Source organism: Marinobacterium profundum, assembly GCF_001528745.1.
Taxonomy (GTDB): domain Bacteria; phylum Pseudomonadota; class Gammaproteobacteria; order Pseudomonadales; family Balneatricaceae; genus Marinobacterium_A; species Marinobacterium_A profundum.
In genome coordinates this window covers 42,353-57,313 of record NZ_BCNS01000100.1, presented here as the reverse complement: position 1 = coordinate 57,313, position 14,961 = coordinate 42,353, and the positions used below count along the sequence as shown (strand labels likewise).

11 protein-coding genes are annotated in these 14,961 nt (G+C 59.4%); 1 reads left to right on the top strand and 10 read right to left on the bottom strand.

Going from position 1 to position 14,961, the window contains the following annotated elements; translation table 11 throughout:
* Positions 1-32: 32 nt before the first annotated feature.
* From MPRO_RS08980 to MPRO_RS08935, 10 genes are all read right to left on the bottom strand, one after another.
* Positions 33-1,559: an ABC transporter substrate-binding protein gene (locus tag MPRO_RS08980; protein ID WP_067290644.1), complete on the bottom strand. Its 1,527-nt coding sequence runs from the start codon at positions 1,557-1,559 to the stop codon at positions 33-35.
* A gap of 62 nt (positions 1,560-1,621) precedes the next feature.
* Positions 1,622-2,233, bottom strand: coding sequence for an RraA family protein (locus MPRO_RS08975; protein ID WP_067290641.1), 612 nt, complete (start codon positions 2,231-2,233; stop codon positions 1,622-1,624).
* Between the two features lie 63 nt (positions 2,234-2,296).
* Positions 2,297-3,796: an aldehyde dehydrogenase gene (locus MPRO_RS08970; RefSeq protein WP_067290637.1), complete on the bottom strand. Its 1,500-nt coding sequence runs from the start codon at positions 3,794-3,796 to the stop codon at positions 2,297-2,299.
* On the bottom strand, positions 3,793-5,034 hold the full coding sequence (locus MPRO_RS08965; protein WP_067290633.1) for a Zn-dependent hydrolase: 1,242 nt from the start codon (positions 5,032-5,034) through the stop codon (positions 3,793-3,795). Before MPRO_RS08965 ends, MPRO_RS08970 begins: the two co-directional genes overlap by 4 nt.
* Before the next feature lie 82 nt (positions 5,035-5,116).
* Entirely contained in the window at positions 5,117-7,591 is a 2,475-nt protein-coding gene (locus tag MPRO_RS08960; protein ID WP_082708598.1) for an aldolase/citrate lyase family protein, read from the bottom strand.
* A gap of 3 nt (positions 7,592-7,594) precedes the next feature.
* Complete coding sequence (locus MPRO_RS08955; protein WP_067290630.1) at positions 7,595-8,878, bottom strand: TRAP transporter large permease; 1,284 nt, start codon at positions 8,876-8,878, stop codon at positions 7,595-7,597.
* Positions 8,871-9,335: a TRAP transporter small permease gene (locus MPRO_RS08950; RefSeq protein WP_102136292.1), complete on the bottom strand. Its 465-nt coding sequence runs from the start codon at positions 9,333-9,335 to the stop codon at positions 8,871-8,873. The genes MPRO_RS08955 and MPRO_RS08950 overlap by 8 nt, the downstream gene beginning before the upstream one ends.
* Before the next feature lie 15 nt (positions 9,336-9,350).
* Positions 9,351-10,337 carry a TRAP transporter substrate-binding protein gene (locus tag MPRO_RS08945; protein ID WP_067290628.1) on the bottom strand — a complete coding sequence of 329 codons (987 nt, stop codon included), beginning with the start codon at positions 10,335-10,337 and terminating at the stop codon, positions 9,351-9,353.
* A gap of 624 nt (positions 10,338-10,961) precedes the next feature.
* Positions 10,962-12,308: a glycosyltransferase gene (locus MPRO_RS08940; RefSeq protein WP_158651779.1), complete on the bottom strand. Its 1,347-nt coding sequence runs from the start codon at positions 12,306-12,308 to the stop codon at positions 10,962-10,964.
* A 158-nt stretch (positions 12,309-12,466) separates the two neighbouring features.
* Entirely contained in the window at positions 12,467-13,870 is a 1,404-nt protein-coding gene (locus tag MPRO_RS08935; protein WP_067290626.1) for a cytochrome P450, read from the bottom strand.
* Between the two features lie 287 nt (positions 13,871-14,157).
* Here MPRO_RS08935 and ssb point away from each other — a divergent pair, with 287 nt between their 5' ends.
* Positions 14,158-14,745: a single-stranded DNA-binding protein gene (gene ssb / locus MPRO_RS08930; protein ID WP_067290624.1), complete on the top strand. Its 588-nt coding sequence runs from the start codon at positions 14,158-14,160 to the stop codon at positions 14,743-14,745.
* Positions 14,746-14,961 lie beyond the last annotated feature (216 nt).

Here is a 14,961-nt window from a genome sequence, read left to right as displayed (position 1 = left end):
TGATGGCCGCAGGCGGCCATCACTGGTTCGCCTTATTTCCAGCTGGCAAGCCACCAGCGGGCGAACTCATCGGGGTGTGGCGTAAAGTTGAGGTCGTCGGACAGGCCGTAGTTGATATTGAAGTTGTACATCGGCATCCAGTAGGCTTCGTCGGCAATTTTCTTCAGCGCCAGGCTGTAGTTGGCCTTGCGGACCGCGCGGTCATTGGAGGTATCGGCCAGCTGCAGCAGCGCCGCAACTTCTGGGTCGGCACTCTGGTCATCGGCGCCACCGCCAAAGAAGTTGGAGTCAATGAAGACCACATCGCCGATACCGTAGCTGCCCCAGTTGGAAAACAGTGCGGGCACCGAGCCTTCACGCCATTTCTGCACGGCCGCGGCATACTGGTTTTCGTTCAGGTTGACGCGAATGCCCACCTTGGCAAGATCTGCCGCCACGGCTTCAGCCACAGGGCGGGGCATGGCGGCAAAGGTCATGTCCATATCGAAACCATCGCCCAGGCCTGCATCCTGCAGCAGGGCTTTGGCCTGTGCGGGGTCGTACTCATAGCGGGTGACATCCTGCTCGCAGCCGAACTGGGCCGGGTTGCAGGCGGAGTTGAGTACCTCGGAAGCGTCACCACCGAATACCTTGGCGATCTGTTCACGATTCACCGCATGGATAATGGCCTTGCGTACCCTTGCATCGCTGATGGCGTAGGCGCCGTCCTGAGCTGCTTTGGCGAAGTTGACGTAGGCGATACGCATGATAGGCGCGTTGACAATTGTGACCCGGCGTTCCAGCTTTTTCGCCTGGTCAGGCGGGATGCGCCAGCTCCAGTCCAGCGATCCGGACATCAGTTCGGCATACTGGGTGTTCATCTCCGGAATGGTGCGGGCGACGATGCGCTTGATGGACGGACGGCCCTTGGGGCTGTCGGCATAGTGATCATCAAAGCGTTCCAGTACATAGCGCACGCCGGGGGTCTGTTCCATCAATTGGTAGGGGCCTGTTCCGATGGGCATTGCCGCCATGCCGGCGGATCCGTTTTCACTGAAGTAGGCGCGGGGATAGATCGGCAGAGCATCGGCGAGCATTTCCACGGCCCCGGCGAATGGCTTGGCCATGTGGATGCGCACGCTATAGTCGTTGATCTTTTCGACCCTTTCGATCCAGTCCACGGAAATCTGGTAGCGGGTGCCGTAGTCTGGCTTGATGACGGTATTCAGGGTGGTGAGAACGTCGTCGGCGGAGAAGCTGGCGCCGTTGTGGAATTTGACGCCCTGGCGCAGCTTCAGCTCGATGGTCAGGGGGTCGGTGAACTCCCAGGACTCAGCCAGAGCAGGTTTGAATTCGCCGGTGTCCAGATCCTTGTACAGCAGGCCGTCGTATAGATGACGGGCCAGAATGAGACCCTCGCGACCGGCAATCTTGTAGGTATCAAGAGCTTCGGGCTCGGCGGAGAACGCGACGTTGAGGGTATCGTCAGTCTTGCCGGCCAGAGCGGGCAGGGAGGACAGGGTTGAACAGGCCAGGGTAGCACCCAACAGGGTGCACAGAAGCGAACGTTTCAATTGCATCTTGACTCTCCGTTTGCTGATCAACAGGCGGGAAGGACCCCGCGTGCAAGGGATAGGGCGGCTTACTGCTGCCCGTAATAGATAGAGGCGAGAGACTCGCCAAGGCGTATGCGTTCAATGATCGGCAACTCCCTTGCCTGGATCTCCAGCGCCTGAGCTGCCAAGGCTTCGGCCTGCTCCGGTGCTAGCACTACGACTCCGTTTTCATCGGCCAGCACTATATCGCCAGGCCCCACCCGTACGCCGTCGCAGGTCACCGTCTGGTTGACGCTGCCGCCGGTTTTGCCCGCCTTGGTGGTGACGGGCGAGCGGCCCTTGCACCAGACGGCGAGGCCCGCCGCCCGGACGGCGCCGATATCGGTGATATAGCCATCCAGCACCACGGCGCTGATACCGGCCTGCAGTGCAGCTTCTGTCATGACCGCTCCCCAGCAGGCATGGCGGTCGTCGTTCAGGCGCTCGATCACCAGGACATCGCCGGGGCGTGCCTTGAGCAGCGCCAGCGGCAGGCTGTAGCCGTCATCCCCCGGTAGCGAAACGGTCAGTGCAGGGCCGCAGCAGCGCTTTTCGGACGTGGCGCACTGCATCGCAGGGGTCATGAAACCCTCGGTGATGGCATGGCCTAGGGTGGCGGTTTCCACCTGCAGCAGCGAATTTAACAGATCTGGTTTCATGCTATGAACTCCTCGGGGAGCGGCTCCGAAGACGCAGCACAGGGCTGCGCTCAGGTGCCGAACTCAGTGGCTGAGATCGATCCAGGTCGACTTGAGGTCGGTGTACTTGTCCAGTGCATGGATGGACTTGTCGCGGCCGAAACCGGATTGTTTGCGGCCACCGAAGGGGACTGTAATGGCTCCGTCGGCATAGCTGTTGATCCACACCATACCGGCCTGCAGGCGCCGGGAAACGCGGTGGGCCCGGCCGAGATTGTCGGTCCAGAGGCCGGCGCCCAAGCCATAGGCCGAGTCGTTGGCCAGAGCAATGACTTCTTCCTCACTGTGGAAACGGCACAGCCCCAGCACAGGCCCAAACAGCTCCTCGCGCATTAGTGGGTTGGCGTTGCTGTCGCACTCAAGCACTGTGGGATTCAGGAACCAGCCGTTGTTCTGGGCGGCGATCAGCGGGGTGTCCGTGAGCGTGCGGGCGCCGGCGGCGAGAGCCTCAGTGACGCCGCCCACCACACGGTCGAACTGCAACTGGTCGACCATGGCGCCGGCGCGGCTGGCCGGATCAAGCGGATTGCCAGGGCAGTACTGGCGAGCTTCCCTGAGCAGCAGTTGTACGAAATCGTCGTAGATGGCGTCTTCAACATAGAGCCGGGAGGCGGCGATACAGACTTCGCCCTGGTTGACGAAGATCGCGGCGGCTGCGGCGGCGGCGGCGCGCTCCAACTGCTGGCTGTCGGCAAACACTATCTGCGGTGACTTGCCGCCACACTCCAGCCACACCCGTTTCAGGTTGGACTGGGCGGCATAGGCCATGAAACGCTTGCCGGTCAGGGTTGAGCCGGTGAAGGTCAGGCAGTCAACATCCATGTGCAGCCCCAGCGCCTGGCCGGTGATTTTCCCCTGGCCTGGCAATACCTGGAAAACGCCGGCGGGAATGCCGGCTTCGGCGGCCAGTGCGGCCAGACGGATGGCGCTCAGGCTGGATTGCTCTGCCGGCTTGATGATTACCGAATTGCCGGTGGCCAGCGCAGGCGCCAGTTTCCAGCAGCTGATCATCAGCGGGAAATTCCAGGGCACCACTGCCGCGACTATGCCCACCGGTTCGCGGGTGACGGTGGCCAGTACCTGATCACCGGTCGGCAGAACCTCGTCGGTTTGGGTCTCGATGGCGCCGGCGTAAAAACGCAGGCAATGTTCGGTTTGGGGCAGGTCAAAGGCCAGCGCATCACCCACTGGCTTGCCCATGTCGAGGCTTTCCAGCAGTGCCAGTTCCTCGGCATGTTTGGCCACCAGGTCAGCAAGGCGCTCCAGCACAAGGCGGCGATCGGACGGCGCGCGGCGGGACCAGTCGCCGCGGTCCAGCGCAGCGCGGGCCAGGCTGACGGCACGATCAACGTCAGCTTCGCTGCAGTCGGCAATATCGGCCAGTGGCAGGCCTGTAGCCGGGTTAATGCTGGGCAGGGTGCTGTCGTTTTCGGCCCTGCAGTAGCCCTCATCGATCCAGGCGCGGCCTTCGATGATCAGATTGGCTGCTTTTTGCTGCCACTGTTCCAGGCTGTACTGACTCATGCGACCCTCCCAGCGTCTGCCAGCATGGCGTTGAGCAGTACGCTGGCGCCGGCGGCCAGCTCATCGGGTCTGGCGTCCTCGATTTCGTTATGGCTGATGCCGCCGATGCAGGGCACGAAAATCATTGCAGTGGGGATGACGCGGCTGAGATAGACTGCATCGTGGCCGGCGCCGCTGATCAGCTCCAGGTGCGGCAATTCCAGTGACTGCACGGCCTGTCGAACATTGGCCACGCGGCCGGCGTCAAAAAGGGTCGGCGCCATCTGCTGTACCACTTTAAGCTCGACGCTAACGCCGACATTGCCGGCGCCTTCGATCAGTTGCTGCAGCTGGGTATGCATGAGCTCCAGTTCAGCGGCATCGCTGTGGCGCAGGTCCACGGTGAAGCGCACGCGGCCGGGCACCACGTTGCGGGAGTTCGGGTGCATGTCCAGCTCGCCGACGGTGACGCGGCCATCTGGCTGGCGCGTGTCCGCGAAGGTCAGGATTTCATTGATCAGGCCGCAGGCGACTTTCAGGGCATCACGGCGATAGGGCATGGGGCTGGGGCCGGCATGGCACTCCTGGCCGGTGACTATGACATCGTACCAGTAGAGCCCCAGGGCGCCGGTGACGATGCCGACTGACAGGTCTTCGGTGTCCAGCACCGGGCCCTGCTCGATATGGGCCTCGTAATAGGCCTTTACCGGATAGCCACCGACGGGCTCCGGGCCGGCATAGCCGATACGCAGCAGTTCGTCGCGCACGCACAGGCCTGCCTTGTCCCGGGCATTGAGGGCCTGGTCCAGCGTCAGTACGCCGGCGAACACGCCCGATCCCATCATGACCGGCACAAAGCGGGAGCCCTCCTCATTGGTCCAGATAGCAACATCGATGGGGGCTTCGGTCTCGATGTTGAGCTCGTTCAGGCGGCGTACCACTTCCAGCGCGGCGAGCACACCATAGTTGCCGTCGAAGCGCCCGCCGGTGGGCTGCGTATCGATATGACTGCCGCTCATGACTGGTGGCAGCTCCGGATTGCGCCCGGCGCGGCGGGCAAAGATATTGCCCAGAGCATCGACCCGCAGGCTCAGACCTGCATCACGCAGCCAGCCACTGACCAGTTCTCGGCCGGCCTTGTCTTCGTCGGTGAGGGCCAGGCGGCAATTACCGCCCAGATCCGTGGCTCCTACCTGGGCCAGGTCCATCAGCGACTGCCACAGGCGTGCGCCATCGATATGTAGCATGGAGGTATTCATGGATGTGTTCTCCGCTATTCAGAGTGCCCGGCGCCGCGCCTGGGGCGGCGGGCGGCGGGGCATGCACAGTATTTTGGTGTGGCTAGAGTTGCTGGGCGGCCAGGGCCTGGTCACGGATATCGCTCAGCAGGGCGCCGGGGGCGATGCCATTGCTGTCGTAACGCAACTCGATGATGGCCGGCAGTTTGTGCTCGTGTGTGAACTGCAGCGCGGCACGAAAGGCAGGTTCAAACTCTGCATCTTCGGTAACGACCTTGCCCATGCCGCCGTAGGCTTCGATGAGGCGGGCAAACTCAGGATTCTGGAATCTAAGGGCAATCTCGCGGCCCGGGAACTCGCGTTCCTGATGGGCGCGAATGGTGCCCCACATGCCATTGTTGAAGACCAGCACCACTATGCCGAGGTTGTACTGCAGCGCGACGCCAAGTTCTTGCATGTTCATCTGAAAGCAGCCGTCGCCGGCGAAACAAACCACAGGTTGATCCGGGTTCTCGAGCTTGTAGGAAATTGCTGCCGGCAGGCCGTAACCCATGGTGCCCACGGTGGAGGCCAGGGAGCTGGCTGCGCCTGCGAACTGCACATAGCGGTGTGGGTAAAGCGCATAGTTACCGGCGCCAACCGTGACGCAGCCCTGGCCGTCCAGCACCTTGTTGACCGTATGGGATACCTCATCCAGGCTCAGCGCGCCAGGCGCTGGCAGCGGAGTCAGGGTCGCGAGATAGTCCTGGCGTGCCTGGGCCCGCAGTGCCGACCAGGCGTGTTTTCCGCTTGGTTGCAGCGCTTCCAGCATGGAGGCGAAGCCGTTGACACTGGCATTGATCGCCAGGTCCGGGCGGTAGACCCGGCCCAGCTCCTCTGGATCGGGGTAGACATGAATCAGTGTTTGCCTGGGCTGCGGACATTCGATCCAGCTATAGCCTTCGCTGGTGGCTTCACCCATGCGAGTACCGACGGCGATGATCAGGTCGCTCTCGAGCAGCTGCTGTCGCAGCGGCTCGTGCATGGCCCAGCCGACGTGACCAACGAACTGCTCGTCGCGCTGGTCGTAGCATTCCAGCCGGCGCCAGGCGGCACCAACCGGCAGGTCGAAGCGCTGTGCGAAGGCCTGTAGTTGTTGCATGGCTTCCGGGCGCCAACTGCTGCCGCCAACCAGCAGAAACGGCTTTTTAGCATTTTCCAGGTGCTGTTGCAGGGCCTGCATCTGGCTTGTGCCGGCAAAGCTGTCCAGCGGGGCGGCCGGGTTGATATTGGCGACGTCCGCGGTGTTGAACAGGGTGTCTTCCGGCAGTGCCAATACCACAGGGCCTGGGCGGCCGCTGGTGGCAATGGCCCAGGCGCGGGCGACATACTCGGGGATGCGATCAGTGCGGTCTATTTGCGCTACCCACTTGGTCATTTCACCAAACATGCGGCGGTAGTCGATCTCCTGAAAGGCTTCGCGTTCAATGAAGTCGTTGCCCACCTGGCCGATGAACAGAATCATCGGGGTGGAATCCTGGTAAGCGGTATGCACGCCAACCGAGGCGTTGGTTGCGCCGGGGCCTCGGGTTACGAAGCAGATGCCAGGTTCACCGGTCAGCTTGCCGTAGGCCTCGGCCATATAGGCGGCGCCGCTCTCCTGCCGGCAGGTGATGGCCTGGATCTGATCGGTGTGCTCGTTGAAGGCGTCAATGCAGGGCAGGTAGCTTTCGCCAGCGACCATAAACAGCCGGCGAGCACCCTGAAGACGAAGCTGTTGCATGAGTATCTGCCCGCCGTTACGCAGACGGGATGTTTCGGTTGGGCAATGTTCTGAAGAAGTAAGCATCTTGGGCTCCAGCTGTTCTTGTATAGCGTGTCCGGCGCGGTTATATGATTGCCAGCTGAGAACCTGTCCGGCGGTCAGGGCACAGCGCGAGCGAAAGCCGGCTGAACGGGAGAAGTCACAATCCTGGTGGTATGCATCGGCTCGGGTGAGGGGGTCGGATCGCTCGGGCCAGGGGCCGTCTATCGCCTCGATACCATTGCGCTGGCAAAGGTCGGCAAAGGTCGTGCGGGACGGCTGCAGTTGCTGCATTCGAGTCGGATCCTGTGCCAGGCCGCAATCCTGTGCCAGATCGCCGGTGCCCAGCAGGGCAGCGCCGATCAGCCGGGTAGCTCTGAACAGTTCATCCAGCCGGGCCAGGCCGGCCCGAGTCTCGATGGTGGGCACAATCTGGGTGTCCCGGAGGTCGTGCTGATCCATCAGCTGACGCAGTTCGCGCAGCTGTTCCGGCTGCTCGATTTGTGGCAGCAGCACAGCGGCAGGACGGGCGGCGGCGATCAGCGCCAGCTGCTCTGTGCCGCCGTTATCCAGCCGGTCAAGGCGGATAGCGCACTGCACGCCAGCATCTCTGCAGGCCGGAACTATGTGGTGAAACAGTACGCAGGCCTCCGCTTTGCGGTCGGCCGGAGTGAACTCTTCCAGGTCCACGACCAGTACCGCAGGACGGGCGTTGAGGGCTGTGTGCAGTGCGGCCAGATCATGGCCAGCCGCGAACAGCCAGCTGCGCAGGGGGTGAGTGGTTTCTGGGCGCATGATTTACTCCATCCAGTTCGGCAGAAACAGCACGATTTCAGGCACGAAGGCGATCAGCATCAGCACCGCGACCATGGCAAGCAGCATCAGGCTGAGTGGTTTGAGGGTTTCTGCAGTGGAAATACCCGCGATACGGCTGGCGGCCATCAGATCGATGCCCAATGGCGGTGTGTTGGCTCCTATCGCCAGATTGACCGTCAGCAATACACCGAAATGCACCAGGTCGATGTCGTACTGCAGCAGCAGCGGCAGCACTATTGGGGTGATAATGATGATGATGGCGATGCTTTCCATAAAGGTACCCAGTACCAGCACGATCGCCATCAGCATTAACAGCACTGTGGTTCTGCTGTCGGTCAGGTCGCCTACCAGGGTGGAGATGGCCTGAGGGACTTCTTCATAGCTCAGGCCCCAGGCAAAGAGGCCCGCGGCGGCGATGATCAGCAGGATGGCGCCGCTGACTTCCGCGGTTTCCTTCAGTGACTGCCAGAGTGCCGTCAGTGACAGGCAGCGATAGACCACGAAGCCCAGTATCAGGGCGTAGATAATGGCTGAAACGGCAGCTTCGGTCGGGGTGAATACACCCATGCGGATACCGCCGATGATCATCACCGGCACCATCAGCGCCGGTATGGATTCACGCCATGCCGTCAATTTTTCAGCGCGGCTGAAGGTGCGCCCGCCTGCCCAGCCGTTACGTTTGGACAGATATACGGCCACGACTATCAGCGCCGCGGCCAGCAGCAGACCGGGAATTACACCGCCCATGAACAGCTTGCCGATGGAGGTGTTGGCGGTGGTGCCGTAGACGATCATGACAATACTGGGCGGGATTACCGTGCCCAGCGAGCTCGAGGTTCCGACCAGAGCGGCGCTGAAGCCGGGGGCATAGCCTTCCTTGCGCATGGCCGGTAGCAGCATGCTGCCAATCGCCACCACGTCGGCAACACCGGAGCCGGACAGGGCACCGAACATCATGCAGGCCAATACCGCGACGACCGCAAGACCACCGGGCTTGTTGCCCACCAGTGCCATGCACAGGGTGACAATGCGGGCAGTCAGGCCGACCCGGTTCATCAGTTGTGCCGCCAGAACGAACAGCGGGATCGCCAGCAGCGTGAAGCTGTGCATGCCGGCGACATATTGCTGCGCCGCCACCATCAGGGGCGCAGCATCGAAAATTAGCAGATAGCTCAGGGCCGCGATCAGCAGGCCGAAGGCAATCGGCACATCGATGATCAGGCAAAGCGTGAAGACCGCCAGCAGGACCAGGGCTCCGTTACTCATGGGGTTTTCTCCGGTTACTCAAGAGCGCGCCCAGGTGTACCAGGGCGATGGAGGCACAGCTCACCGGCACACTCAGATAGAGCAGACCGACAGGCCATTGCAGGGCTGGCGTTTTCTGCGCCAGCGTCAGCATGGACAGATCCCATCCCGCTTTTGTCAGCATGACCATGGCGAGGACCAGCAGCAGGTCGACCAGACGTTGCATCACCCGGCGTGCGGCCAGGTTGTGCAGCCACAGGTCGCGCAGGCCGGCGGTCAGGTGGGAGTTGTGGTGGCTGCACCAGACGGCGCTGAGCATGGCCATCCAGATCAGCACGAACTGCGGCAGCTCTTCCGCCCAGTGGGGCGTATCGCCCAGGGCCCAGCGCATAAACACCGCCCAGCTGATCAGAGTGGCCAGCAGGGCCACTCCAATCGCAGAGATGCCCAGGCACAGTTGGGTAAGAATGCGTAGCATCAGGTTCACCCTTGCTTATTGCGCACTGCTGTAGCGTTTTACCAAGCCGATCAGTTCGGGGCCGAAGACACTCTCATACTGGGTCCAGACATCCTGTACGCCGGCTGAGAACGGGGCTGTGTCGACCTGATTAACCTGCATGCCGGCGGCTTCGAGCTTGCCAATCAGCTCAGCGTCATCCTTCTGTGTCATCAAGCGTTGCTGGTCGCGCCATTTGTCAGCCAGTGTCTGCACTGTCTGCTGATCGTCGGCGGAAATGCGGTTCCAGATTGGCTGAGATACGGTCAGGCAGGCAGGTGACCAGACGTGGCCAGTGAGGGAAACGTACTTCTGTACTTCAAAGAATGACGATGAATAAATGATGGCCAGGGGGTTTTCCTGGGCATCGAACACGCCCTGCTGCAGGGCTGAATAGAGTTCGCCGAAGGCCAGGGGAGCGGGGCTGGCGCCAAGGCCGGCAAAGGCATCAAGCCGCATTTTATCTGGGGTGACGCGGATTTTCAGGCCGTCCAGGTCTGCCGGTGTATTGATCGGCGCCCGGTTATTGGTGATATGACGAAATCCGTTTTCCCACCAGGACAGGATCTTTATGTTGTGTTGCTCGGCCAGACCTTCGAGAGTGTCCCCCAGTTCTCCATCGTAGGCGGCGTAGGCGGCTTCGCGACTGGGCCAGGCGTATGGCAGTTCGACAACACCCATCTTGGGCTCCAGTGGCTGGAAGGAGCCACAGCCGATGATGCCTGCATGGATACTGCCGATCTGCAGACCTTCAACCAGGGTGTTTTCGGAACCCAACTGGCCGTTGGCAAACAGCTTGATGCTGACTCTGTCACTGGTTTCGGCTTTTACGTCTTCTGCGAAGCCCTTGGCGGCGATGTTCCAGCTATGGCTGTCCGGCAGGACGTTGGCCAGTTTTAATTCCAGCGCCGAGGCATCCATCGTCAGCAGCGGCACAGTGGCAGCCGTCAGGGCCAGTATGGATTTGCGGAAGGACTTTATCATTCTAGGATTCCTCGTCAGTTGAGGAACCAGATTCAGCCAAACGCGAACAGGGGTCAATTTTATATATTTAATGCGGTGTATTATTTTGATTTATATCGAGTGTTTTGGTTGTTTTAATGCATTTTATTTGGGCATTTTCGGTCTTTATTTTTCTGGTTTGCACCAGTCTGGTGCTTTTTATAAAGTGATTATTGCTGGTTTTGTATTTTTATAATTATATTTATTAAGAATAAAGCAGGATGTGAATTTTGCCGCAGCTATGCTGGTCGGGTTCAATTATTAGACGTTCAAGTGCGCCCCGTCAGGGTCGACCAGCTACCGTAGTCCGAAGTCGTCCTGACTGCCGGTGCTATCACTGGTTTGACTCAGCCCGCCAAGCCAAGTGGGCATGAGTTTTATACGTATCTGAAAGAGGTTCTGACAAGGGTTTGTTGCCGTTCGCTCACCCTGGTGCGTCTAAAAACTTGATATAAAAAAACCTTTAATGTGGCCGCAGTATTACTGCGGCCCTGGGTGATTGATGGGTTGGTAAATGCATTTTAGGTACGCTGGCAATGTGCCCATATGGCGTACCCATAGACATTGCTGACGAGCAGAAAACCCGTTAATAATGACCGGCTCTGGCTAGTTTTTGTGAAGCGGAGCAGAGAATCTGGCTGCTGATATCTCATGGGCTATGACATCAAGCGCAGTATCGTTGCGAATAGACTCCGCGTAACGGCGGCAGTTGTCCTTTATTTCTGCCGATGTGAGTAACAGTTGTATTTGCTCTACCAGGTGCTCTCTATCAAACATGGCCGGTGCCAGGGTTACACCGACGCCTAAAGCACGCAGGCGTGCGGCATTGTCCGGTTGATCATAGCTAAACGGCACCAGTAACTGTGGAATGCCGGCGCGCAGGGCGGCCGCAGCCGTTCCCATTCCGCCATGATGAACGACGCAACTGGCGTGTTTGAACAGTGTATCGAAGGGAGCAAATCGAACGAAGAAAATGTCGCCTGTCTGTTCAGCCGGCACATCCGCATCGTCGGCACTGATGAAAACTGCACGCATGCCCAGACTTCTGCATGCGCTGGCCGCCGCTTTAAAGCCGGATTGGTTGTCCATCTTTTCCGAGCCGAAGGTAAAGACGACAGGGGCATCACCGGCCGTCAGGAAGGCCTGCAGGTCGTGGGGCAGTGGCGCACTGGATCTTGCTTCAATAAATCCGCTTAACAGGTGGTGCTGGGGCCAATCGGCCTGGGGCTTGGCGTACCAGGAAGGGAAAAGACCCACCGCCTTCTGGGGTGAGTGGCACCAGTTTGTCAGCACGCCCCGGATGCTTGGCAGGCCGACACGCTGACGCAGATGATTTACGGCCGCAGCCAGCATCTGATCCGACACATGCTGAAACATGTATCTTGCAAAGCGCCTCAGCCACAGGGGTTTTTTCCTGCCGATGAGAATGCCGGGCTTGCTTGCTGCGTCGCCCATCACGCGATCTGCCAGCCAGTCGAGCAGGCGATATTGCACAGGCGTGCGACCCTGGGCATCAGCAGAACTGATGCGTACACGTGGGTAGGCCTGGCGCGCAAAGATGCTTTGGAATAGCCAGGCGCTTGGATACAGAGTCCAGAGCGGAAACTTGTGCAGATCCTGGGCAACACGGGCGCCGAGCGCATGGGGATGAGCGAGTGTCAGTATATTTCGGCCCAGCGCCAGGCGCTGAGTCAGCTCGAACACGGGTTCGAGCATGGGAAGCAGCAGTTTATCTACCGCCACGCTAACGCCCAGTTCCGGATGCCAGGCATGCTCGTGTGCCGTAAATTGCTGCAGGTCAGTCTCGGCTATGGGTTCAAAAGCGAGCCCGTAAGCCACGGCCTTGTCCCGGTAATGCTCGTGGGTGGCGATGGTAACTTGCAGCCCCTGTTGTTGCAGGTGACGGCCGATGACCATAAAAGGCAGAACATCGCCCAGAGTACCGATGGTCACTAACAAAATGTTTTGAAAATTGTCAGTGTTCGCTTTTCCTGTCACAAGACTACCTCTATCTCCGGGGAATGACTGCCCCGTCACAAGGGCTGCGCTCAGATCCAGGGGTCGGAGCGCCAATTATGGTTGGTTCGAGCTTGGCGTGCTCTTGTCGATCTTCAGCCTCTTTTCTCAAGCAGCATTGGCAGGCCACCCTTGGGCCTGAGTGTCAGCCGGCATTCGATATCCACTTTGTGATCTTGCGGGAGCCGCAACCGGAAGCGCTGTGCCAGGGTTGCTAGGCAGAGTATTCCTTCGGTTAAACCAAAGCGCAGTCCGAGGCATACTCGCGGGCCTACGCTGAACGGGATATACAGAAACTTGTCCGGACGTGGTGTGCCTGGAAGGAAGCGTTCGGGCCAGAAGGAGTTCGGCGCCTCCCATTCACGTTCATGGCGGTGTAGCAGCCAGGGTACGGCCAGCATGATAGTGCCGGGTTTTATTTTGGTACCACGGATCTCGTCCTCTGCACGCGCCTGCCTGCTCAAAATCGGCACCGGCGGGTAGAGCCTGAGTGTTTCCTCGAATACCGCGCGGGTGAAAGGCAGGTTGGCAACATCCTCGTAACTCGGGACTCGGCCCTGCAATACGCTGTCGATTTCTGCGTACATTTTGTCACGAGACCGTTTGCAGCCATCCAGTAAATACCAGGCCCAACTGAGGGCGTTGGCCGTTGTTTCGTGCCCGGCCATGAACATGACAATTGCTTCGTTGCGTGCCGCTTCTGCATGCAATGGGCAACCACCCTTGCCGGAGGCGCCGACATCACCATCCAGTAGTACTGATAGCAGGGTCAGCCGATCGGGTTTGTCGCCGCGCTGATAGCGTTCGATGATCTGGTCTATGACTTTATGTACCTGAGCGGCTGCCTTTGCAGCTTTTCTGCGCCGCAGCGGGTTGGTGAAATTCTTCAACACAGGCAGGCCAAAGGTGTCGGCGAGATCTAGCTGGTTAATTGTGTGCTGGTAGTCGGTAAAGCCATCGACCACCTGAGCAGCATCGGCATCGGAAACATCATCTCCGAATACCGTACGGCCTATAATCTGAGCCGTGAGACGTGCCATTTCATTCAGCACGTCTATGGTTGCCCCGTCAGGCTTAAGCGCCCAGCTCTCCGCCATTTCAGTGGCTGAAGCCGACATGATTTCGCAAAAACCCGGCAGAAATTCTCGTTCAAACGGGGGCGAGCAGGCTGCCCGGCGTTTTTTCCACAGATCACCATCGTTTACAAAGAGTCCGTCACCGAGCAGTGGCTCAAGAGCATTACGCATCTGTGGACTTTTTTTATCGTAATTGTCATGTCGATCCAGAAACACTCGCCGAACGGTATCGGGTGAGTTGCACACGAAATAGGGCTGATTGAGCAAGCTAAACGAAAGGCTGCGGGCGCGGTAGGACTTGGGTGACCAGAGTGATAACAGATTGTTGCGTACGTCGGGAAGATTCCAGAGCGTCAGGTCAAACCGGTCCGGTCTGTCGACATTCACGGGATTGAATAGCGACTCTGGGGAGGGTGTCTGCACGACGATTGCTCCGTATCTGCTGGATAGGCGGTGGGCCGCTAAGATAGCAGAATGGGCACAGCAGCGGAACGATCACCCGAACTGCCGGTAATGCCGCTGGGCATAGCCGTGGCCGACGTCTTGATGTTCAGAGTGGGCGTTCCATAAGGCTGATGCGTCAATTGCAAAACAAGGCTGAACGATCGTCTCCTGATAGGTCAAAGCTCAAGCTCTATGTTATCCTTCACGGCTATAGTAAAGCTTGCCGGTGGTAGCGGCAGGCCCTGCAGAACGAAGTGGAGAAACCGATGGCACGCGGCGTTAATAAAGTAATTCTGGTAGGCAACCTGGGCGGCGATCCGGAGGTGCGTTACATGCCTTCCGGCAATGCGGTGACCAACGTGACTCTGGCGACCAGCGAAAGCTGGAAAGACAAGAACACCGGGCAGATGCAGGAACGCACCGAATGGCACCGGGTGGTGTTTTTCAACAAGCTGGCCGAAGTGGTGGGTGAATACCTGCGCAAGGGCTCCCAGGTCTACGTTGAGGGCGCGCTGCGCACCCGCAAGTGGCAGGATCAGAGCGGCCAGGACAAGTACACCACCGAAATCGTTGCCAGCGAAATGCAGATGCTGGGTGGCCGTGGTGGCTCCGGTGGTGGTAGCGGTGCCGACGCAGGCGACAACTATAACCAGGATACCGGTGGTGGTTATTCCCAGCAGCCGCAGCAGCGCTCCCAGGCACCCCAGCAGCGCCCGCAACAGGCGCCGCAGCAGAATTATCAGCAGCCCCAGGGTGGTCAGCCAGCACCACAGCAGCGCCCGCAGCAGGCTCCGCAACAGCCACAGCAGCCGGCACCGGGCTTTGATGATTTTGACGACGACATCCCTTTTTAATTCCTACCTTAGATAATACTGTAAAGAATATCCTTGAAACCCCCGCCCTGCGGGGGTTTCTTGTTTTGGTGGGTCTTAAAGAGGAATGCGTACGAGTCGTGCCAGCTGTCCAGGCAAATCATACGGAGTTTAAGTTGATTGAACGTTTAATTAAAATAGATTATGTTGGTGGCATCGTAAATTAACAGACGTCGGTCAGTGTATTGCAGTAACCCG

Bases quoted from the DNA above. Each gene is read 5' to 3' on its own strand.
- MPRO_RS08980 (WP_067290644.1), bottom strand. From the start codon at position 1,559: ATGCAATTGAAACGTTCGCTTCTGTGCACCCTGTTGGGTGCTACCCTG.
- MPRO_RS08975 (WP_067290641.1), bottom strand. From the start codon at position 2,233: ATGAAACCAGATCTGTTAAATTCGCTGCTGCAGGTGGAAACCGCCACC.
- MPRO_RS08970 (WP_067290637.1), bottom strand. From the start codon at position 3,796: ATGAGTCAGTACAGCCTGGAACAGTGGCAGCAAAAAGCAGCCAATCTG.
- MPRO_RS08965 (WP_067290633.1), bottom strand. From the start codon at position 5,034: ATGAATACCTCCATGCTACATATCGATGGCGCACGCCTGTGGCAGTCG.
- MPRO_RS08960 (WP_082708598.1), bottom strand. From the start codon at position 7,591: ATGCGCCCAGAAACCACTCACCCCCTGCGCAGCTGGCTGTTCGCGGCT.
- MPRO_RS08955 (WP_067290630.1), bottom strand. From the start codon at position 8,878: ATGAGTAACGGAGCCCTGGTCCTGCTGGCGGTCTTCACGCTTTGCCTG.
- MPRO_RS08950 (WP_102136292.1), bottom strand. From the start codon at position 9,335: ATGCTACGCATTCTTACCCAACTGTGCCTGGGCATCTCTGCGATTGGA.
- MPRO_RS08945 (WP_067290628.1), bottom strand. From the start codon at position 10,337: ATGATAAAGTCCTTCCGCAAATCCATACTGGCCCTGACGGCTGCCACT.
- ssb (WP_067290624.1), top strand. From the start codon at position 14,158: ATGGCACGCGGCGTTAATAAAGTAATTCTGGTAGGCAACCTGGGCGGC.